The following is a 21,014-nucleotide window of genomic DNA, read 5'->3' as shown; positions in this document are numbered from 1 at the left end:
CCAAACAACAAGCACCGGAATATTTATGGATCGGCTGTTCCGATAGCCGTGTACCCGCCAACCAAATTCTCAACCTCGCACCCGGTGAGATTTTTGTGCACCGCAATGTGGCAAACGTGGTTATCCATACCGATTTGAATTGCATGACGGTATTGAATTACGCGGTAGAATTTTTGAAAGTGAAACACGTGATGGTCACCGGCCACTATGGTTGTGGTGGTGTAAGAGCCGCGCTGGAAAATAACAAACTGGGTTTGATTGATTACTGGCTGCGCAATATTCGCGATGTGTATTACAACAACAAAAATATTATTGATCGCCTGGATGATCAGGAACAACGCGTAAACCGTTTATGCGAACTGAATGTTATCCAACAGGTAGACAATATTTCCCGCAGTAACATCGTGCAAAATGCATGGGAGCGCGGACAGGAATTAACCATTCACGGTTGGATTTATGACATTCACGACGGCATCTTGCACAAACTGACACCGCCGATTGATTCCATCGAACAAATCCCTGAGCAATACCGTCTCTATTAAAAAATACTGTGATTTGAGCGCTGCCGTTAAGGCTGGCGCTCAAACCGCGCAAGAAATAGTGCTTCCGTTTTAGCAGCCATAATCACATCGTTTTCGTGCAAGCCATTAATTTTGTGCGTCCACCAACTCACCTTCACTTTACCCCACTCCGTTAACAGCGCCGGGTGATGTCCGTACTCCTCTGCCAATGCACCCACCGCTTGGGTAAACGTCATGGCATTTACAAAATTGTTAAACCTGTAAACCCGATTGAGTTGGTTTACACCGTCCACCGATTCCACCGCCCATTCCGGCAACTCGGTCAATGCATCATGCAATGCTTCCGCACTCATTAACGGTGAGTCCGCCCGGCAGGCACTGCAGGTTTTTTCACTCAAACGCTCCATAAATCACCTCATATTCGCAGTAAATTTTGTTCTATACTCAACAGAACTTTTATGTCATCTGGTGCTATAGCGAGACGTCATTTTAATAAACCTCGCACCGCTCGACTGTTCACTACCCAACATCCTTATGAATGGAAATCCAATGCAAGAGAATCCGTTCTCGCACAACATGGTAGACAACGAATCCCTCAGCCATTTCAATCTGGCCGACGAACAAATGCGCTCGCTTTACCACAGCCTGCCGGTGTCCATGCTGTCATCGATTGTGATTGCATTCATACTCAGTGTTTCGCATTGGAAAGTCATCGGGCAAGCCGAGATTATCCTGTGGAATCTGTTGCTCGGCGGCACATTGCTTGCGCGGCTAATCTTATGGATTTTCTGGCACAACGCTTACCAACTCTACTCAACCCAGTTCTGGCTGTGGGCATTTCGTATTGGCACCTGGTTTACCGGCGCAGCATGGGGCGCGGCTGCGATTTTATTATTTGCCCATGAAGATACTATCTACCAAGCGCTACTCGCGTTTTCTCTCGCCGGCGTTGCCAGCGGCTCAATGACCGCATTGACCGTCGATAAATATTCATCCATCGGTTTTGCAGTGCTTGCGATTACACCACTGAGTGTCATCATCTATCTGGAAGATGGCCCAACAGCCATCGCCATGACCAGCATGACCTTGTTGTTTATCTTTTTTGTTATCGCCAGTGCAACCCGCGCACGGCACAATATGGAAGATCAGTTAAATAAAAACTTCCAGTTGCTCACACTCACCGACGAACTCAACCATAAACAACAGCTGGAAAAAATTATCAACAATGCACAATCCATTTTTATCGGCGAAGGCGATATTAAATCAGCACTGGGCACCTTGTTGAATGAGACATTACCGCTCTGCCAAAGTGAGTTCGGTTTTATCGGTCAGGTCGTCAACGCAAAAGACCAAAAACCTTTTATGCGCGCGCTGGTGTTTGGCAGTTTGAAAAAAGATGATCGCGCACTGGAAAATTTTCGCGCTACCCATCTCCCGCCTAATGGTGAGTACCGGAATCAAGACAGTCTTTTCGGCATGATCATGCGCTCCGACAAACCGGTCATCAGCTCTCATATTGCACGCGATATGCGCGCGGCCACTTTGCCGCCCGGCCATCCACCTATCAGCAGCTTTATTGGCATCCCTATCTTTAGTGGCAAGGAACAGATTGCGATTCTCGGCTTGGCAAATTCACCGGAAGGTTATAGTAATCAAACTGCCGATGTGTTGGAGCCGATCATCAAAAGCATCGCGCAATTTGTGCAGACGATGAATCACGAGCAGCAACACGCGCAAGATAAAGCCGCGCTTGAAGCCAGCACTCTTCACACCCAGACCATTCTCAACGATATTGCCGACGGCATTATTACTATCGGCAAAGATGGCATCATCCAGAGTTTTAACCACGCCGCTGAAACTATTTTTGGTTATCGTGCCAAACAAATTATCGGCAAGAATGTCAGCGAGTTAATGCCAGAGCCCTACAAAACCCAGCATGATGGCTATATAAAAACGCACCTAAAAACCGGCAAAAAAAATATCCTCGGTATTGGCCGCGAGGTATTGGGCTTGCGCCGTAACGGCAGTGAGTTTCCGATGGACTTAATGGTGTCGCGCGTATTTCAAAACGGTGAACCCATTTTCATCGGTATAGTGCGCGACATCACCGATAAAAAGCGGGCAGATGATTTACGCAACCAGTTTATCAGCGCTGCAAGTAAAGAAATTCTAGCGCCGCTCAATGTGATTACTGAAGCAGTAAGTTTGCTGCGCACCGGAGAGCAAGGAGAGCTGCCCGAGTCCGTTATTCACATTGTGGAAATTGCCCAGCACAACAGCATCAAACTACAAAAATTGATGGATGATTTGATTGAAGTGCAAAATTTCTCCAAGGGTGACACCCAACTGGTGATGCAAACACAAGTGGTGCTCCACCTTGTTGAAGATATCATTCGCAGAAACAAAGCCTTTAGTGATATCTACCAATGCAGCCTATCGGTAAAGACCACCCAGAAGGACCTTGCCATCCATGTGGATGGTGCGCGCTTTGTTCAAGCAATCACCCAACTCATTCAATATTCATTGAAATTATGCGATGCCCGCAGCGATATCCAGATTCGCATTAGCGAAGAACGCAGCCGGGTAAAAGTCGCAATTCAAGTTGCGGGGAAAAATATTACCGACAGCATTTATAAAAACCTGCGGTTTTATTTTGGTAAGTCCGATGAAAAAATTGATCACAGCCAATTCTCCGAGGGTGATCTCGGATTAGCTATTGCAAAGGAAATTATCGAAAAGATGCATGGAAAAATCACCTTTGAAAATCGTGGCGATGATGATTTTATCGTTGTGGAATTTCAGCAAACGATTAAAGAGTTCTAATCACAAGCGGTTGCCACTGCCCATGGCTTTAATTTTTTCCAGTAAAGCGGCGCCCATAGTATCCAGCGTTACCGTTTGGTCAACGCCACCCACGGCAACCGCCTCTTTTGGCATTCCATAGACTACACAACTCGCCTCATCCTGCGCAAAGGTATAACCACCCTGATTGCGAATATCCAACATCCCTTTGGCGCCGTCTTTACCCATACCGGTTAATAAAACCCCTAACACATTTTTTCCGCCTGCGAGTGCAACCGACTCCATCATCACATCCACCGCAGGGCGATGACGGTGCACAGGCTCCGCATCAGAAAGTTTAACAACATAATCGGCGCCCGAGCGCACCACTATCATGTGGTGACCGCCGGGGGCGAGAAACGCATGTCCCGGTAAAATACGCTCGCCGCCTTTTGCTTCCACTACATGCAAGCGCGTCGTTTTATTTAACCGTTCTGCAAAAGTGCGGGTGAATCCCGGCGGCATATGCTGGGTCATCACAATGCCGGGAACTGCAGCGGGCAATTGCATCAATAATTCTTTGATCGCTTCTGTGCCGCCCGTTGAGGCACCTATAGCGATAATTTTTTCTGTACTTTGCAGCCGTCCGCTCGTGGCTATTTTTTGCCCCGGCGCCACATCGGGTTTGTCCCGCTTGGCGATTGCCCTTACACGCACACCGGCGGCGGCACGAATTTTCTCTACAATTAATTCTGCATATTCACGAATACCACTGCTAATACCTAATTTTGGTTTAGGTACAAAATCTACTGCACCTAATTCCAGCGCGCGCAAGGTTGCATCCGCTCCTGCTTCAGTAAGCGTGGAAATCATAATGACGGGGGTTGGTCGTGCGCGCATTAATTTTTCCAGAAATGCCAAGCCATCCATGCGCGGCATTTCAATATCCAGAGTGATCACATCGGGTGTGAACTCGTTAACCATATCCCGTGCAACGTAAGCATCAGGTGCAGCGCCCACCAACGTCATATCCGGTGTTGCACGAATAATCTCCGCAAGCAGGCTGCGTACCAAGGCTGAGTCATCTACCACCAACACTTTAATTGCCATGAATTACCCCGCTAATAACAACTGGCAAAAATTAATCGAACAATTCGACGTCACCGCTTTTGGGTGTAAATTTAACGCGCATGCGGTATTCGCTTTCGCGATCCATAATCGTGGTGTTATGCAAAGTCTTAATTTTTTTCACTAACACATTTCCGGTATCAGGAAAAAAATATACCTTGCGCGGAAATTCATCGAGTAAATCTTTGGCGATCACTGGAATATTTTCGTTGTGTAAATATTCCAGTACAAAAGCCGCATTGCGCTGCCCGACATTATTCAATTTAAGCCCACGCAATACATTGCCACCACCGAAGACCTTTGCTTCCAAGCGTGTACGGCTGGCACCCATTTTTAATAAGTGGTTAATCAGCAGCTCCATGGCATAAACACCATAGCGAGCCGACTCGGTTAATAAACCCGTTTCATTATTTCCGTCGTTCGGCAACAAAAAGTGGTTCATACCGCCGATACCTATGGCTTTATCGCGCAAACACACTGCGATGCAAGAACCCAATACAGTTACGATCATCTTGTCGCCATTGGTAACAAAATATTCGCCCGGTAAAATTTTTACCGCCTGCCGATCAAAGTGACGGTCGTAATAGGTTGTAGGAGCAAGATGGGCATTATTATCGTAATTCATTGTGGCCTGCCCGCGCGGAACTGTCGTCTAACTGGTATATCGTCTTGCCAACTAACTTAACCAGAGTCGTAGCATGGGAAAAACTTTCTGAATGGCCTGCGATATAAATTCCATCAGGTTTTAGTAGCCGCAGCATTCGCTCCAACAGGCGCAGCTGGGTAGGTTTATCAAAATAAATCATCACATTGCGACAAAAAATAACATCAAACCCGGAACTCAATCCCCACTCCCGGTCAAGCAAATTAATTTTGCGGAACTCAATTAATTGCTGCAGCTTGTCAATCACCCGCGCTTTGCCACTGTTACTGCCTTTGCCGCGTAAAAAAAATTGTCGTTTTTGTTCGGTACTGAGTGCATCCAATCGTTCAATGGTATAAACCCCCTGCCCCGCAAACTCCAACACATTGCTATCTATATCAGAGGCAATAATTTCTACCGGTGGAGTAAAAGTCCCAAAAGCTTCTACCAGAGTCATCGCAATTGAATAGGGTTCCTCCCCGGTACTGGATGCAGCACACCAAACACGGAACTTTCCAGAGGCATTTTTTCGTTTACGTGCAAATTGGGCAAGCGAATCGAAATGGTGGGCCTCACGAAAAAATGCGGTGAGGTTGGTAGTCAGTGCGTTAATGAATTCCTGCTGTTCTTCTTTATTGTGTTCAAGGTACTGCAGATACTCTTCAAAATCCGATAATTGCAAAACACGCAGCCGTCGCGCCAACCGGCTATAAACCAGCTGCTTTTTTCCGTCCCCCAGACTAATACCGGCCATGCGATAGATAATCTTTTTAATCTGCGCAAAATCGGCATCCGAGTAAATAAATTCGCGGCCCAGATTTTCGTCCACAGCTGTCATCCATATCGGTTATTTCAACGAACCAGCCAATATAAAAATGGAAACAGCAGCGCGCTGTTTCCATCTGCACTATTTCGTTAGGACTAGAATTGCTCCCATTCGTCCTCCGCCGATGACGCAGGTGGTGTTAATTTTTTATTGGCCACTGGTTTTTTGGGGACAGCTTTGGAGGGTGCCGAGATCCGATGTGAAGCACCCGGGTTGCGGGCCTGATCATCCGACAACCGGAATTGCGCCACGCTGCGGGTCAATTGATCTGCTTGTGATTGCATACTTTCTGCAGCAGCCGCAGCCTCTTCAACTAAGGCGGCATTTTGCTGCGTCATCTCATCCATTTGCGATACGGCCGTTGACACTTCTTCAATACCTGTAGATTGTTCAGCAGAGGCAGCAGCAATTTCAGCCATGATGTCATTCACGCGTTTAATCGCGCTGACAATTTCTTTCATGGTATCGCCAGACTTGCCAACCAATTGGTTGCCGTTATCGATTTTTTGCACCGAGTCGGAAATCAAGGCTTTAATATCCTTCGCTGCATTTGCCGAACGCTGCGCAAGCGTGCGCACTTCCGAGGCCACAACCGCGAAACCACGACCCTGATCACCCGCACGTGCAGCTTCCACTGCCGCATTAAGCGCGAGGATATTGGTTTGGAATGCGATGCCATCAATAACACCAATGATGTCGGAAATTTTCCGCGCCGAATCGTTAATCGCATTCATGGTAGTAACAACTTGCTGGATCAGAGTACCACCATCCGTTGCCACGGTTGATGCTTGCTCCGCCAACACATTAGCTTGTTTTGCATTATCCGCATTCAATTTCACCGTGGAGGTTAATTCCTCCATTGACGACGCAGTTTCCTCCAGATTTGCTGCTTGCTGTTCAGTGCGGCTGGAAAGATCGGCATTGCCCTGTGCAATTTCGCTCGATGCTGTAAAAATAGTATCGGCTGCGCTGCGGATATCACCCAGCATGCTAGTGAGGCTGCTCGTAGTTTCGTTACAGTAATTTTTTAATTCGCCGAAGGTGCCGGAGTAGTCATCGGTAATTTTTTCAGTGAGATCACCTTTGGCAATTGCACCCAATACTCGCGCCACATCGTTTAAACCTTTTTCAGCAGTGGTGACCAAAGTATTTAAACCCTCGGCCAGTTTCAGGAAGAATCCATCTTTATCGGCTATCTTGATTCGCTCGCTGAAATTACCGAGTGCCGCTGCTTCAACCAGCGTATTCACTTCAACTTCTACACCCACTTCAATCGTTCTATCTTGCCATTCCACTACTGAACCGAGGCGCACACCTTCTTTTGAGAAAATAGGATTGGCTACCAAGCGGAAATGGCGTTTGCCGACCACAATGTTGGAGGTATAAGTCGTCGTCAGGTTTTCCAGCAACTTCATTTGGTGCGCCGGATTTTTATGGAAGATATCCATATTACTACCGACGATTTTATCCACTGCAAAGTGAGGTAATACAGATTTGATATCCGACTCCGCCAGCCGCAACATTTTTTCGACCGACTTGTTCATGTAGATAATGTTGCGATCCGGATCTGCGATCATCACATTTGTGGTAGTCGTTTCGAGCGCACCTAAAATGCGGCTCATCTCATGCTCAGCAGCAACTTCTTTGGTGCGATCAACCCATTCAACTACTGAACCCAGGCGCTCGCCTGACGCAGAGAAAATCGGATTGGCAATCAGGCGGAAACTGTAGCCAGCAACCACAATATTGCCGATATAGGTATCGCGCAAATTGGCGAGCAGATTACTTTGATGCGATGGATTTTTATGGAAGATATCCATATTACTGCCGATGATCCGATCTACCGCGAAGTGCGGTAAAGCTTTGCGTAAATCAGCCTCAACACCGCGCAACATTTTTTCTACCGCGGCGTTCATGTAAATGATATTGCGATCCTGATCAGCCACCATCACATTCGACGATGTCGCCCCCAAGGCGCCCAGAGTTCTACCCATTTCTTTTTCTGCAGCCACTTCTTTGGTGCGATCAACCCACTCCACCACCGAACCGATACGTTCACCGGATTCGCCAAAAATAGGGTTGGCAATTAAGCGGAAGCTGCGCCCAGCCACCACAATATTACCGATATAAGTCTCGCGTAAATTTGCCAACAACTGGCTCTGGTGCGCAGGGTTTTTATGGAAAATATCCATATTGCTGCCGATAATTCGGTCCACCGAAAAATGCGGCAGCGCTTTGCGCAAATCCGATTCCGCTTCGCGCAGCATCGCCTCCACCGCTTTGTTCATATAAACGATGACGCGGGACGAATCGGCCAGCATGATATTCGATGAAGTGGCGTGAAGTGCCTGGCGAATTTGTTCGTTGAGCACTTCTTTTTTGGTATCTATGCTGCGATAACAGTAGACGCAAGATGAAGCCACTACCACGATTACCAATATCGATATTATAGAAATCATTAAATGGTTTTCGGGTACCGCGGCAAAGTACGCAACAATAGATAAAAAAACTGCACCAGCGACTGCAAGTGAACCCGCTACTGCGACCTGAGTTTTAACAGAGAATTTCATAATATTATTCCTTCTATTCCATATCGGCGTGGTTGGAATCAAATAACCCGAGTTCCTGGCTTGATATCAATTCATTGATATCAACCAAAATAACCATCTGCTCACTTACGGTTGCTAACCCCAATAAATAACGGCTATCGAACGCGACACCAAAATCCGGCGGTGGACGCACTTGCTCTTTCGTCAAACTGACAACATCTGAAACACCATCAACCACTATGCCCACAATCCGGCTGTGGATGTGCAACACAATGACGATAGTAAATTCATCATAAACAGCCTCTCCAACACTAAACTTGATGCGCAAATCAACGATGGGAACTATATCGCCACGCAGATTAATCACACCTTTAATAAACGGCGGCGCATTGGCAATTTTGGTGACTGATTCATAACCGCGAATTTCTTTTACCGTGAGGATATCGAGCGCGTAGTGCTCATCACCCAAGGTAAACGTTAAAAATTCCTGTTCATCTACTGTCATCATTTTTTTGATCCGCCCATTTTTAATCCGCTCATTCCATAACGCGTTTAGATCAAGCCTTCACTACCAAGCTGCTGAAGTAAAACCACTGAAATAAAACTGCTGAAATCAAACTGCTGTTGCCAGTGGAGTAGTGCTATTAATTGCCAGCGCCAATGACTCCACATCCAGAATCAGCGCCACACTGCCATCACCCATAATCGTTGCACCAGCAATGCCCTGCACCCGTTTGTAGTGCTGCTCAAGACTTTTAATGACCACTTGTTGCTGGCCGACCAAACCATCAACAAATAATGCAAACCGGTATTTATTGGTTTCGATAAGAACAGCTATGCCTTTGCTAACGTCGGTAAATTGCGGTTCCAACTGCATCACTTTGTATAACGGTAATATCGGCCAATATTCATTGCGTACATGCAATAGTTGATCGTCGGCAGCGAGGGTTTTTATATCTTTGGCTGCGGGTTGCATGGATTCCACGATATGCACCAGCGGCACAATAAATGTTTGCTCACCCACCGAGACACACATGCCATCAACAATCGCTAACGTCAGTGGTAGATGAATAGTGAAGATAGCGCCCTGCCCCGAGCGCGATTCGATATTGATTCGCCCGCCCAAACTTTGCACATTGCGCTTCACAACATCCATACCCACACCGCGACCGGATACATCAGTCACTGCAGCGGCGGTAGAAAATCCGGGGGCAAAAATTAATTGCCAGACTTCTTCGTCTTTAGGGTTGTCGCTGATCGGAATATTATTTTCGCGCGCCTTTTCCAAAATACGCTCGCGATTTAAACCACCACCGTCATCACTGATGCTGATCACAATATTGCCGCCCTGCTGTGCAGCGCGTAGCACTACTGTGCCGGTTGGATTCTTGCCGCGTTCAATACGCACCACTTCCGATTCAATGCCGTGATCAATACTGTTGCGCACCAAATGGGTTAATGGATCGACCAGTTTCTCAGTCAAGCCTTTATCCAATTCGGTTTCGCCACCCTCAATAATCAAATCAATTTTTTTACCCAGCTTGCTGGATAGATCACGCACTACACGAGGGAAACGGTTAAACACAAATGAAACCGGCAACATGCGAATTGACATCACCGCTTCCTGGATTTCACGCGTGTTGCGTTCAAGCTCATTGGCTACGGTCTGGAATTTTTCCGCTAGCGCGCCCTCCAAACTTTGCCCCAGCAAACTCATCATGGATTGGGTGATAACAATTTCACCAACCAGATTTATCAACTGATCGACCTTGGCTACATCAACGCGAATCGATGTGCTTTCCACACTTACGTTGTCTGCGCTTTTTGCCTTGATCGGCGTTGCTGAAACTTTTTCTGCAGCAGTAGCGGGTGAAGTAACTGGTGTTTGAATAGCTTCAGATTCTGATTGCTGCTTGACTGGCTGCGCAGAAATTGGCTCAGGTGAAACAGGTTCGGCAGGTGAAGGCTCATCAAAAAATCCAAAGCTATCGTCTGCTTTAGCAGCGACGGGAGGAGATTCCTCAAATAGACCAAAGGTTTCTTCAATCGCTGTGGCAGGATCAGGAAGCTCATCGAAAAAACCAAAGCCGTCGTCGTCAGAAGAGGATTGGGATACAGACGGTTCGGGTACATCTTCAAAAAAGCCAAAACCATCATCGACCGCTGGCTTTTCAAAAAAGCCGTAAGGTTGTTTTTTCTTTTCTTCAACGTCGATGAAAAACCCGTAACCTTTTTTTACCTCAGCAGCATCTTGTGCAGCAGGCGTTTTTCCAGAGGTGACCAATTCCAATTTGCGGGTAAGTGCCTGTACTTGATTCCAGTCTAATTGGTCATTGGTGCGATAGCAGCGCAGTATCTCCTTCAACTGATCCACTGAACCTAAAAATAAATCCACCATTTCAGATGTAATTGCCATGGTTCCCTGGCGAATTTTGTCCAACAAGCTTTCCATAATGTGGGTAACGCCGGCCAGCGCATCAAAACCAAAAATTCCGCTGCCGCCTTTAATGGAATGCGCTGCACGAAAAATACTGTTCAACATTTCTATATCTGGATCGGCCAGATCCAGATCGAGTAATAGCTGCTCCATTTCGTCGAGGTGCTCCTGACTCTCCTCGAAAAAAACGGCATGGAATTGTTTCATGTCGATCGACATTGCTCATATCCTTCGCTATACATTCAACATTTTCGTAGGGACGACGCTTGCTACGCCCTTTGGGATTTCCTCGTAAGATATTGAGCGCAACAAAAAGCTGCGCCTATCCCATTACTTTTTTTGCAATCTCCAACAACTTGCTCGGATCAAACGGTTTTACCATCCAACCTGTTGCGCCAGCAGCACGCCCTTGCGCTTTCATGGTGTCGCTCGCTTCCGTAGTGAGCACCACAATTGGTGTGCGCGCATGTGCAGGCAAGCCACGCAACGATTTGATCAGGGTGAGTCCATCCATATTGGGCATATTCTGGTCGGTAAGTACAAAGTCATAGGTTTTGGTCTTGCATAAATTAAATGCTTCCAGCCCATCCTTTGCGGCAGTCACTGTATAACCAGCAGACTTGAGTGTTGCCTCCACCATTTGCCGAACGGACACTGAGTCATCCACAATTAACACATGCTTACTCATAACAATTACCCTGTGTGATAATTAAAATTGTCTCTATCAAGCGGGACTAATAGTCGCCTTTATAAAATTACCTGGTGGATAAACATCTACACGCTGCGCGAGGTTGCGAATTAACTGCAAACCACGCCCTGATAAAATAGTTTCTACATTGGAATCAATCGCCACACTGTCATATCCATTTCCGCTGTCACGCACACTCACCTCAAGATGAGGTGGTGAGGCATTTGCAACCCAAGTCAATTCCAGCTCGATAAAATCAGCGGCGGTTAATCTGGCTAAACGCTTGTCTCGCTCCTTAAAGTAATAATTAAAACCGTCGGGTTCATCTTTCATGGAGGATTCCAGCTTTAAAATGCCATGGTCAATTGCATTGCTGACCATCTCGCTCACCACTAAAAAAATAATCTGGCAAAAGCTTTGGTTAACATCAAAGTGCTGCAAAAATTTATTACACAGCGGTGGAATTTCGCAGCTGGCGATTTTGCGCCCGGAAATTTTTACTCCCCAGGAAAAATCACCTATATCTTCCTGCACATACCCACGGCTAATACTTTCATTGAGCTGCCGCTCACAACTGGCAAATATCAACTGTGGTTCCAGCATGCAAATAGAAACATCATCCTTGTATTGGTCGCTTGCGGCGTGATTGTGCAAAGCCTCTATTAATGCCGCCTGCAAATTCTCGCAATTCGATTTCGCCATTTCCGTTACACGGGCGGATGAGAACGACTCTCCCTCGGCATTCACCTCTTCAATCAAACCGTCGCTGTAAGCGATGATGGTTCCTATGCCGGAAAAATCGCAGGTCACCACGCTTGCATCAAACATTTCCTCATCCAAAATCCCCAGCGCCATATGCTGGGATTTGAAGGACTGCAAAATTTTTCCCTGATGCAACCAATAGGCCGTTGGCATGCCACCGTTCCACACATCGATTTCTTGCCGCTCTTGATGCATCTGGATCAGAATCGCTGCCACAAACCGATCTTCCGGTGTGTCGCGCATTAATTTTTTATTCATCTCCGCCACTATGGTTTGGATATGAAATCCTTTGGCTACCATACTGTTAAAAATGGAGACTACTGGCATCACGGTAATAGCTGCAGCCAACCCATGCCCTGTTGCATCCGCGAGCAAAAAGTACAAATCACCACTGGGTGAAATACGCGCGAGCGCTATATCGCCACAAAAAGATGAAGAGGATTTCAACCAGAGTGACACCCCATCGATAGCCTGACTGTTCTGGCTCAATAAATATTCGTAGGTGAATTTCGCGATATTTTCTTCGCGCTCCGCTTCACTTTTAAACCGTTCCAATTCAGCGTTTTGTAAAGTGATTACCCGCTGCATCGCAACTGATTTAATCAAGGCACTGACTTTGAGTGCGAGCAGCGACAAGTTCACTGGCTTGATGATGTAATCGTCTATTCCGCTCGCGAAGCAGCTTTCTAAAAATTCCGGATCTTCATTGCCACTCACCATAATGACGGGCGGCTTTTTCAATTGTGCATGGCTGTTAATTTCTTCCAGAAATTCAAGCCCGTTACCATCGCCGAGTTGGTAATCCAATAACACCAAATCGACCGCAGCATCTGCTTTCAACAATTGCATTGCCTCAGCCAAGCTGTAAGCCGTGCGGGTTAAAAAGCCCTTCTCTTGTAGAAAGTGACAAAAAAGTCCATTGAGCAACTCGTCGTCATCGACTACCAGAATGTAATGAGCCGAGTTTTCGAGTGATTCGTCCATAATGGTCAGATGTACTCAAATAACCTTTGCATATTTGCCATTGCCAATATTTGCGCTGTCGCTCCCTTGGCACCCTTGATCAACATTTTTTTATGGGCCGCCGCCGCGCGGCGCTGCCACATCATCATCATTCCTAATGCGGCGCTATCCAGATATTCCACCCGACTAAAATCGAATACGATTGCAGTTACCGTCGGGCTTTCGACATATTCGCTACATTGACGCTGAAATTCTTTGTGGTAGCCGTAATCGAAACGATTCGGCAGTGACACCTGTGCTCTATCGTTCATAAGTGATCCTTTCCGGGATGTATTCATCTTCAGGCAAGCTCGATAACTTTCTGTAAATTTGCCAAGTGTAAAATTTCTTTCGGCGAAACCTTGAGGTTAGTCATAACGATTTTCGAGTCGCATGACTGGGCTTTTTTTTGCGACATAACCAACAAGCCGATACCAGCACTGTCGATGTATTCCAGATCCACACAATCAAGATTGATAACGCCGGGAGTATCCAGTGCGGCCGATACCTTTCTATTAAATTCAGCACCACCTGAATAATCGAACCGCCGTGGCATCCTGATTACTGCTACATGTGCCATACAATATCTCCGCGATTTTCTAAAAAAGGTCAACTGATCCGCTCTCAACTGATGAGGCGGATACAGGATTATGTTTCTGGCGCAGGCCAGCATTTTTATATTTTTCCAGCGCAGCGTTTAACTGCGAAAAACTGTTATCTGAAATAGATAATGAAGCTGCAAGAGGAACCAACTCATCTAACCGGTCGATGGTGTGGCGAATATTTTGGGTAGACATATCTTCAAATTGCAGCGCACGCATAGCGTTGTGCAATGCAACCACCAACTGCGCAACTAACTGTTGCATCTCCTTGGTTACGCCCTGGTTTTTTTCTACTGATTTAATTAGCTCTTCGCTGACATCCTGCATATCCGCCTTGGCTTGCAACACATAACTCATATCCTGTGATGCAACCTCACCCACGGTGCGCGTCAGATCTTCAATCGCATCGGCTATACCACGTAATTGTTTTTGGATATCGAGACTAAATCCGGCAGAGCGATTGGAAAGCGCGCGCACCTCGTCGGCAACTACCGCAAAGCCACGCCCGCTATCGCCAGCACGAGCGGCTTCAATGGCGGCATTAAGAGCCAGCAAATTGGTTTGTGCTGCGATCTGGTCGATATCTTTAAGTGCTTTAAGTACAGAAGGCATTTGGTCGGCGATGGCACCTACTTTCTCTACCAACTCCATCGATGAAGTACTCATACCAACAGCCGTTTCTACAAACTGGTTAAGTAGCTTGTAAGTATTTTCTGCAAAAAAACGCATGCGCACCGAAATAGTCTGCTGGCTATTTTCATCACCTACTTCGTACAAAAGTCGCTGCACCCCCTGCTGCTGTTCTTCCAGTAGCATTTTTATGTCGTTAAATGCAGCAGTGAGGATGTTTATTGCGTCAGTTTGAATACCAATTTGCGCATGAAGATTGCCCGTACTTTCACGCACCACTTCATCAATGACGGAGCTGGTTTCAGCAAGTGCTGGTGAATTCGAGTTAGAGGTGTCGATTGATGTGGAATTATGGCTTGCTGATTTTTCGCTGCTCGCAGCTATAAGAAAATATCCCAACAATCCAGCCGCAAATAGCGGACCCGCGAGGGCATGGAGGTAAACCCCTAATAGACAACCGCCAACCAATGCGGCAGCAATTAACCCTAATGGTTTCACCTGCATAAGCGCATCCAACTCCATTTATTCCATGGTGATTAACGCAAGCAGCCCTTTTGATTTAGTAGAGGGAGGCCAAACACGATTATTTAAAAGTAGCAGGTTTATTTCAGCTTGCGCTGTTTACAAAACGTTTATGATTTTTTTTATCGTTTTAAAAACCAAAGCGGAAATGGCGCGGGATTAATTGGTAGATAAAAATACTAAATGGATATTTTTAATTGCAATTATTTATAACTTTTTATTTTTAGAAATAAAAAAACCGGCAGTTATTCATTGCCGGCTTTCTAAGTACTCTGGAAAAATATTACACGGAATTACACGACATCCGCTTATTGAACCTGAACAACACCTTCTTCAATCTTGGCTTTCCAGACTTGTGGGCCAGTGGTGTGTACTGATTCACCGCGCGAATCTACCGCTACGGTCACCGGCATATCTTTCACATCAAATTCGTAAATCGCTTCCATCCCCAATTCAGGGAAGCCAAGCACTTTGGCCGATTTAATCGCTTGCGCTACAAGATAGGCTGAGCCGCCCACCGCCATCAGGTAAACAGATTTGTTATCGCGAATTGCATCAATCGCCGCTGGGCCGCGCTCGGATTTTCCGATCATGCCCAACAATCCGGTTTGCTCCAGCATTGTGCGAGTGAACTTATCCATGCGGGTTGCGGTAGTTGGGCCAGCAGGGCCAACCACTTCATCGCGCACTGGATCAACCGGCCCTACGTAATAAATGAAGCGACCTTTCATGCTCACTGGCAATTGTTCGCCTTTCGCTAACAGGTCAGTCATCTTTTTATGCGCCGCATCGCGACCGGTAAGCATTTTGCCGGACAGCAAAATAGTTTCGCCGGTTTTCCAGTCCAACACGTCTTCCGGTTTTACGGTATCGAGATTAACGCGACGCACGCTGTCGCCCACATCCCAACTGATTTCCGGATAATCTTCCAACGATGGAGGAGTTTGCAGCGCCGGACCAGAACCATCCAATACAAAATGCGCATGGCGGGTCGCCGCGCAGTTAGGAATAATGGCGATAGCTTTGTTGGCAGCGTGGGTTGGGTAATCTTTGATTTTGATATCCAACACAGTGGTCAAACCACCCAGACCTTGCGCACCGATTCCGAGGCGATTTACTTTGTCGTACAGCTCGATACGCAATTCTTCGTAGCGATCTTTTGCACCGCGCGCTTGCAGTTCCTGGATATCCACCGGATCGAGCAGCGCTTCTTTCGCCAGCAACATGGCTTTTTCAGCCGTGCCACCGATACCAATCCCGAGCATGCCCGGTGGACACCAGCCAGCGCCCATTTCAGGCACCACTTTTAATACCCAATCCACCACTGAATCAGACGGGTTCAGCATCGCGAATTTGGTTTTTGCTTCAGAACCACCACCTTTCGCTGCCACGTGGACATCAACGGTATTGCCCGGAACTATGTTGTAGTGAATGACTGCCGGAGTATTGTCGCCGGTATTTTTGCGCGCACCGTCCGGGTCAGACAGGATAGAAGCACGCAGGACGTTATCGGGATTCATATAGGCGCGGCGCACACCTTCGTTGACCATATCGGTCAGGCTCATTTGCGCGTCCCACTGCACATCCATACCTACAGTAACAAACACGGTGACGATACCGGTGTCCTGACAAATCGGGCGGTGCCCCATGGCACACATGCGCGAGTTGATCAGGATCTGCGCCATCGCATCTTTAGCGGCTTTGCTCTGCTCGCGTTCGTAAGCTTTATGGACGGCCTGAATGAAATCAACGGGATGGTAGTAAGAGATAAATTGCAGCGCATCTGCGACGCTGTCGATAAGATCTTGTTGGCGAATCACGGTTGGCATAATGGACTTCTCGATTGTTAGGTCGTAAAGCGGAACGGGTAAAAAGTGGCGACAATTCTACACCATGAAGCTCCCCCCTGCAGAAGCCAAACAGCGACAATCCCGTTAAACCTGCACCAAAAAAATGCTACCACTCACGGCTTTTTAGTTTTTTATTGCTATGTAATCGCCGCCCAATTGATCATATTTCTCAACAACTATAATTTTTCGCACCAACAAAAAGCACTCAATCGCCATTCCTAAAAAGGTATAAGAAATAGTCACCTAATCCCCGCATATCACGTGCAATCAAGCGCCAAACAGCTAGGCTTAATTAAGCGGTATTCCTCCAACGAGCAAAACCTCTCACAGATGCGGAACGTTTCAGGATCAATTGGCTATGAATTCTTTTTCCCTCCGTTTTAAGCTAAGCCTCAGCGTTGCACTCATACTCGCATTCAGTATGGGCAGCCTGAGTTTTGTAGCCTGGCGCTCAATGTCATCCAACGCGAGCGAGTCTATTGAGCACAGCGCCAGCTCAATGCAGGAAACCATCAATGGCCGGCTCCACGATATCGCTCAAGCCACAGCGTTGGAAACGAGCGCATTACTCAATCGCAATTTTGATATTACAGTGCATTTAGCTGCCGTTCTCAGCAGCACAGCGAAAGGCGCAGCTGCGCCCAATTATTCGCGTGCACAGATCAAACAAATGACGTACGACATTTTATTGGCATCGCCCTCCGCGTCGGCAATCTACGCGCAATTTGATCCCAATGGTTACGATGGCCGCGATGCAGAATTTGTCGGCGATAGGTTATACAGCTCAGAAGTCGGCAGCATTGGAATCTATTGGGTTGCAGATAAAGGAAAAGCCATTTTTAATCACGTTGCATTTTCTTCGCAATCCGACGCAACACGCGATGAAAACGGCCAGCGCAAATCCGAGTGGTACCTGTGCAGTAAAGACAGTGTAAAACCCTGTTTGATGGAACCTTATTTATATGAGATCACTCCCGGAAACTCGATGCTGATGACATCGCTGGTTACTCCGGTAGTTGTCGATGGCGAATTCCGTGGCGTGGCCGGAATTGACATTAATCTTCCCGTTTTACAGAAACGATTGTTAGAGCAAGCGCAAACACTCTACGACGGCAAAACCAATATGTTTTTGCTCAGTTCAAACAATCTCGTATTAGCCAGCAACCAACATCCAGAATATTTGGGCAAACCACTTGCCGCAAGCGACAAAGAATTATTTGATCTGCTTAAACAAAATACGCGCGACCAATTTATTCACAACGGCCAAATTATTACGGTGCAACCAATAAAGGTCGATGCAACACAAAATGCCTGGTCGATGGTAATAGTCACACCTACCGCTATTGCTTATGGTGTTGTTGATGAGCTGAGCCAATCGCTGCAAGACAGCAGTGTCACTACCGCGACCAATATGATTGGTCTCGCCATAATATTGCTAATTATTTTCGTAATTGTTGTCTCGCTGTGGATTAAAAAATCAACCCAACCGATTGTGCGCATGAGCGAAATGATGCGCGAACTCGCCAGTTCCGATGGCGACCTGACCCGCAAATTGATTCCATCAAAAGATACGGAATTAATTGACATGGCCGATGGCTTCAATCGCTTCACTGAAAAATTGCGCAGTATGATTATTGCATTAAAACAGGATTCGGAAAAACTCAAAGACCAGAGTAATAGTTTGACGGGGACATCACGCAATACGCGCTCTGCTACAGAAGTACAGGTTGCACAAATTCAAAACATCATGACGGCGATTCATGAGATGTCGGCCACCGCCAATGAGGTCGCAAAATTGGCGAGCAATACTTCCACCGACTCTGAAGCATCCGTAAAAGCAATAACCAATGCACGGGATTTATTCCAGCGCACAGTGGAAGAATTTAAAGGCGTAGCGATAGATTTTTCAAACTCCAGCCAAAAAATCCAGTTGGTGGCAGAAAGCAGCAATAAAATCAGCGGTATTACCGATGTAATCCAGGGCATAGCCGCGCAAACAAATTTGTTGGCTTTGAATGCTGCCATCGAAGCAGCGCGCGCGGGTGAACAAGGGCGCGGTTTTGCGGTGGTTGCAGACGAGGTGCGTTCACTTGCAGCACGCACCCAGCAATCCACTGAAGAAATTAAAAACCTGATTCAATCCCTGCAACAACAAGTTGATCAGACCGTTGTGCAGATCAACCAAAATACCCAGCGTGTGGGAGACACACTAGTTGAAGCAGAACACGCCTATGAGCGCTTAACTACGGCAACTGAAGGGATGAATGCAATTACTGACAGCTCCTATCAAGTGGCAGCGGCAGCGGAAGAGCAAAATCAGGTAACAGAAGAAATTAATCGCAATATTTCTGCGATTGGTGATGCAACCCAGGAGCTGGAGCGACTATCCAACAGTATTTTTAACGCGAGCAATAACGTCGATAAAATTACCCAGGACATTGACAGTCACTTGAGCCAATTGCGCTGTTAGATTTGTAATCGTAAAAAACTGCATAAAAAAACGGGATCGATTTCGATCCCGTTTTTTTATCACGCACAAATTACAACAAGCGCTTATTTTGGAGCCAAGCCCAACTGTTGTTTGATTTGCAACAACTCGCGATTGGTGCTGCGACGATATTCATCGATGGCAGAAATCGCTTCCTCGTTGTTACGCAGACGAGTGGACAAACTGTCCAATGCAGTCAGCTCCAAGCTCATCTTGTCCAGCTGCTCTTTCATGTTTTGTACGCTTTGACTCTGCTTGCTTACGCTGGTGCTCATGCCGTCAATTTTTGCAGCGGCCGCATCAGCTTCAGTTTTGTTCGAAGACACTTCCTGCTTCAATGATGCGATACCGGTCTTGGCATCATTACCCAATTTTTGTGCGTTGGCGGCATCGCGCCCTACCGCCGCAGTTTTTTCGGTATTGGCGGTGATGGCTTTACGAGCTTCATCCACCAAACCGGCGATACGACGAGTCTCGCCATCGAGTTTTTTCAAATTAACTTGTAAGGTTCCAACCGAGGCGGTCGACTCTTCCGAACTCAGGTTTAATTGCTGCTCCAACCCTTGGATGCGGGTATCCGCTTGCTTTAACAACTCTTGGGCCTCAATCAGCTGCCACCCCAAAAAGCCTGCACCTGCTGCTGCGCCCAGTGCAATTACCAGTGCTATCGCAGGCAAACTGCTTGATGATTGTGCCTGACTGTAGGCTGGGGTAGATGCAGGTGTTGGCTTGCGGGCAGGACGCGCGGGCGGATAATCATCATCATGCGCTTGTGGCTGTCGACGCGTTGGTTCAGCTGGCTCAGACGCACCGCCAGGGGATAATGTGGGTTCTCTGCGTTCCATAACAACAAATACCTTAACAGTGAGACTGGATCAAGAAACGATAATTAACACGCATTTTATAGTAGGCGCCAGTACAAACATAGGCCAGGAAATTTATTTAGCACAATAAAAAACGGGCGCAGAGGCCCGTTTTTTATTGTCACCAACAACCAATTACTTGGCGTAGTTGGCGTTTACAAATTCCCAGTTTACCAACGCCCAGAAAGCGTTGAGGTAAGTTGGACGCGCATTGCGGAAATCGATGTAGTAAGCGTGCTCCCACAAATCCACAGTCAGGATTGGAGTAACAGACGCATCAGTCAATGGAGTAGCCGCATTGCTGGTGTTAACGATAGCAACTGAACCATCGGCTTTTTTCACCAACCAGGTCCAGCTTGAACCAAAGTTGTTGATTGCAGAGTTGGTGAAGTCTTCTTTGAACTTGTCGAATGAACCAAATGCTTTGTTGATTGCATCTGCTACAGCACCGGTAGCTGCGCCGCCGCCGTTCGGGCTCAGGCAGTGCCAGTAAAAGGTGTGGTTCCAGATTTGAGCCGCGTTATTGAACACACCGCCAGAAGAAGTCTTGATGATGTCTTCCAGGCTTTTGCCTTCAAATTCGGTGCCGGGGATCAAACCGTTCAACTTATCTACATAAGTTTTGTGATGCTTGCCGTGGTGAAATTCCAGGGTCTCAGCAGAAATGTGGGGAGCCAATGCATCTTTTGCGTAAGGCAATGCAGGTAATTCAAAAGCCATGA

At 47.0% G+C, this 21,014-nt stretch carries 18 protein-coding genes; 3 read left to right on the top strand and 15 right to left on the bottom strand.

What is annotated here, in order from left to right:
- A partial coding sequence (locus AAGC78_RS20530; RefSeq protein WP_435785978.1) for a carbonic anhydrase occupies positions 1-542 on the top strand: 542 nt, incomplete at its 5' end.
- A gap of 26 nt (positions 543-568) precedes the next feature.
- Here AAGC78_RS20530 and AAGC78_RS20525 read toward each other — a convergent pair.
- Entirely contained in the window at positions 569-928 is a 360-nt protein-coding gene (locus AAGC78_RS20525) for a 4a-hydroxytetrahydrobiopterin dehydratase (RefSeq protein ID WP_435785977.1), read from the bottom strand.
- Between the two features lie 142 nt (positions 929-1,070).
- Between AAGC78_RS20525 and AAGC78_RS20520 the strand changes: the two genes are divergently transcribed.
- Positions 1,071-3,344, top strand: a complete 2,274-nt coding sequence (locus tag AAGC78_RS20520) for a PAS domain S-box protein (protein WP_435785976.1) — start codon at positions 1,071-1,073, stop codon at positions 3,342-3,344.
- On the opposite strand, the gene AAGC78_RS20515 is transcribed toward AAGC78_RS20520, so the two are convergent.
- From AAGC78_RS20515 to AAGC78_RS20460, 12 genes are all read right to left on the bottom strand, one after another.
- A complete protein-coding gene (locus AAGC78_RS20515; RefSeq protein ID WP_435785975.1) occupies positions 3,345-4,412 on the bottom strand; it encodes a protein-glutamate methylesterase/protein-glutamine glutaminase in 1,068 nt (355 codons plus the stop codon).
- A 31-nt stretch (positions 4,413-4,443) separates the two neighbouring features.
- Positions 4,444-5,055 carry a chemoreceptor glutamine deamidase CheD gene (gene cheD, locus AAGC78_RS20510; protein WP_435785974.1) on the bottom strand — a complete coding sequence of 204 codons (612 nt, stop codon included), beginning with the start codon at positions 5,053-5,055 and terminating at the stop codon, positions 4,444-4,446.
- Complete coding sequence (locus tag AAGC78_RS20505) at positions 5,042-5,902, bottom strand: CheR family methyltransferase (RefSeq protein ID WP_435785973.1); 861 nt, start codon at positions 5,900-5,902, stop codon at positions 5,042-5,044. The genes cheD and AAGC78_RS20505 overlap by 14 nt, the downstream gene beginning before the upstream one ends.
- 92 nt (positions 5,903-5,994) lie before the next feature.
- Positions 5,995-8,469 (bottom strand): methyl-accepting chemotaxis protein, encoded by a 2,475-nt coding sequence (locus AAGC78_RS20500; protein WP_435785972.1) that lies wholly within the window; start codon positions 8,467-8,469, stop codon positions 5,995-5,997.
- Positions 8,470-8,482: 13 nt separating this feature from the next.
- On the bottom strand, positions 8,483-8,956 hold the full coding sequence (locus AAGC78_RS20495) for a chemotaxis protein CheW (protein ID WP_435785971.1): 474 nt from the start codon (positions 8,954-8,956) through the stop codon (positions 8,483-8,485).
- A 105-nt stretch (positions 8,957-9,061) separates the two neighbouring features.
- A complete protein-coding gene (locus tag AAGC78_RS20490; protein ID WP_435785970.1) occupies positions 9,062-11,104 on the bottom strand; it encodes a chemotaxis protein CheA in 2,043 nt (680 codons plus the stop codon).
- A gap of 103 nt (positions 11,105-11,207) precedes the next feature.
- Positions 11,208-11,573 carry a response regulator gene (locus tag AAGC78_RS20485; RefSeq protein ID WP_435785969.1) on the bottom strand — a complete coding sequence of 122 codons (366 nt, stop codon included), beginning with the start codon at positions 11,571-11,573 and terminating at the stop codon, positions 11,208-11,210.
- 36 nt (positions 11,574-11,609) lie between these two features.
- The gene (locus AAGC78_RS20480) at positions 11,610-13,319 is read right to left on the bottom strand and encodes a SpoIIE family protein phosphatase (protein WP_435785968.1); all 1,710 of its coding nucleotides are present in this window, start codon (positions 13,317-13,319) and stop codon (positions 11,610-11,612) included.
- A gap of 5 nt (positions 13,320-13,324) precedes the next feature.
- Positions 13,325-13,609: an STAS domain-containing protein gene (locus AAGC78_RS20475; RefSeq protein WP_435785967.1), complete on the bottom strand. Its 285-nt coding sequence runs from the start codon at positions 13,607-13,609 to the stop codon at positions 13,325-13,327.
- A 29-nt stretch (positions 13,610-13,638) separates the two neighbouring features.
- Entirely contained in the window at positions 13,639-13,917 is a 279-nt protein-coding gene (locus tag AAGC78_RS20470) for an STAS domain-containing protein (protein ID WP_435785966.1), read from the bottom strand.
- A gap of 19 nt (positions 13,918-13,936) precedes the next feature.
- Positions 13,937-15,073 (bottom strand): methyl-accepting chemotaxis protein, encoded by a 1,137-nt coding sequence (locus AAGC78_RS20465; protein ID WP_435785965.1) that lies wholly within the window; start codon positions 15,071-15,073, stop codon positions 13,937-13,939.
- A 326-nt stretch (positions 15,074-15,399) separates the two neighbouring features.
- Complete coding sequence (locus tag AAGC78_RS20460) at positions 15,400-16,920, bottom strand: fumarate hydratase (protein ID WP_435785964.1); 1,521 nt, start codon at positions 16,918-16,920, stop codon at positions 15,400-15,402.
- Positions 16,921-17,299: 379 nt separating this feature from the next.
- On the opposite strand from AAGC78_RS20460, the gene AAGC78_RS20455 reads away from it, so the two are divergent.
- Positions 17,300-19,411, top strand: coding sequence for a methyl-accepting chemotaxis protein (locus tag AAGC78_RS20455; RefSeq protein ID WP_435785963.1), 2,112 nt, complete (start codon positions 17,300-17,302; stop codon positions 19,409-19,411).
- 83 nt (positions 19,412-19,494) lie between these two features.
- On the opposite strand, the gene AAGC78_RS20450 is transcribed toward AAGC78_RS20455, so the two are convergent.
- On the bottom strand, positions 19,495-20,274 hold the full coding sequence (locus tag AAGC78_RS20450; protein ID WP_435785962.1) for a hypothetical protein: 780 nt from the start codon (positions 20,272-20,274) through the stop codon (positions 19,495-19,497).
- Positions 20,275-20,427: 153 nt separating this feature from the next.
- Positions 20,428-21,012: a superoxide dismutase [Fe] gene (sodB, locus tag AAGC78_RS20445; RefSeq protein WP_435785961.1), complete on the bottom strand. Its 585-nt coding sequence runs from the start codon at positions 21,010-21,012 to the stop codon at positions 20,428-20,430.
- Positions 21,013-21,014 lie beyond the last annotated feature (2 nt).

Origin of the sequence: Cellvibrio sp. (assembly GCF_039207905.1) — a bacterium.
In the GTDB taxonomy this organism is placed as follows: Bacteria; Pseudomonadota; Gammaproteobacteria; order Pseudomonadales; family Cellvibrionaceae; genus Cellvibrio.
This window is presented reverse-complemented; position numbering and strand designations above follow the sequence as displayed.

Excerpts from the sequence above, each read along its gene's own strand:
- AAGC78_RS20525 (WP_435785977.1), bottom strand. The coding sequence starts at position 928 with ATGGAGCGTTTGAGTGAAAAAACCTGCAGTGCCTGCCGGGCGGACTCA.
- AAGC78_RS20520 (WP_435785976.1), top strand. The coding sequence starts at position 1,071 with ATGCAAGAGAATCCGTTCTCGCACAACATGGTAGACAACGAATCCCTC.
- AAGC78_RS20515 (WP_435785975.1), bottom strand. The coding sequence starts at position 4,412 with ATGGCAATTAAAGTGTTGGTGGTAGATGACTCAGCCTTGGTACGCAGC.
- cheD (WP_435785974.1), bottom strand. The coding sequence starts at position 5,055 with ATGAATTACGATAATAATGCCCATCTTGCTCCTACAACCTATTACGAC.
- AAGC78_RS20500 (WP_435785972.1), bottom strand. The coding sequence starts at position 8,469 with ATGAAATTCTCTGTTAAAACTCAGGTCGCAGTAGCGGGTTCACTTGCA.
- AAGC78_RS20495 (WP_435785971.1), bottom strand. The coding sequence starts at position 8,956 with ATGATGACAGTAGATGAACAGGAATTTTTAACGTTTACCTTGGGTGAT.
- AAGC78_RS20490 (WP_435785970.1), bottom strand. The coding sequence starts at position 11,104 with ATGTCGATCGACATGAAACAATTCCATGCCGTTTTTTTCGAGGAGAGT.
- AAGC78_RS20485 (WP_435785969.1), bottom strand. The coding sequence starts at position 11,573 with ATGAGTAAGCATGTGTTAATTGTGGATGACTCAGTGTCCGTTCGGCAA.
- AAGC78_RS20480 (WP_435785968.1), bottom strand. The coding sequence starts at position 13,319 with ATGGACGAATCACTCGAAAACTCGGCTCATTACATTCTGGTAGTCGAT.
- AAGC78_RS20475 (WP_435785967.1), bottom strand. The coding sequence starts at position 13,609 with ATGAACGATAGAGCACAGGTGTCACTGCCGAATCGTTTCGATTACGGC.
- AAGC78_RS20470 (WP_435785966.1), bottom strand. The coding sequence starts at position 13,917 with ATGGCACATGTAGCAGTAATCAGGATGCCACGGCGGTTCGATTATTCA.
- AAGC78_RS20465 (WP_435785965.1), bottom strand. The coding sequence starts at position 15,073 with ATGCAGGTGAAACCATTAGGGTTAATTGCTGCCGCATTGGTTGGCGGT.
- AAGC78_RS20460 (WP_435785964.1), bottom strand. The coding sequence starts at position 16,920 with ATGCCAACCGTGATTCGCCAACAAGATCTTATCGACAGCGTCGCAGAT.
- AAGC78_RS20455 (WP_435785963.1), top strand. The coding sequence starts at position 17,300 with ATGAATTCTTTTTCCCTCCGTTTTAAGCTAAGCCTCAGCGTTGCACTC.
- AAGC78_RS20450 (WP_435785962.1), bottom strand. The coding sequence starts at position 20,274 with ATGGAACGCAGAGAACCCACATTATCCCCTGGCGGTGCGTCTGAGCCA.
- sodB (WP_435785961.1), bottom strand. The coding sequence starts at position 21,012 with ATGGCTTTTGAATTACCTGCATTGCCTTACGCAAAAGATGCATTGGCT.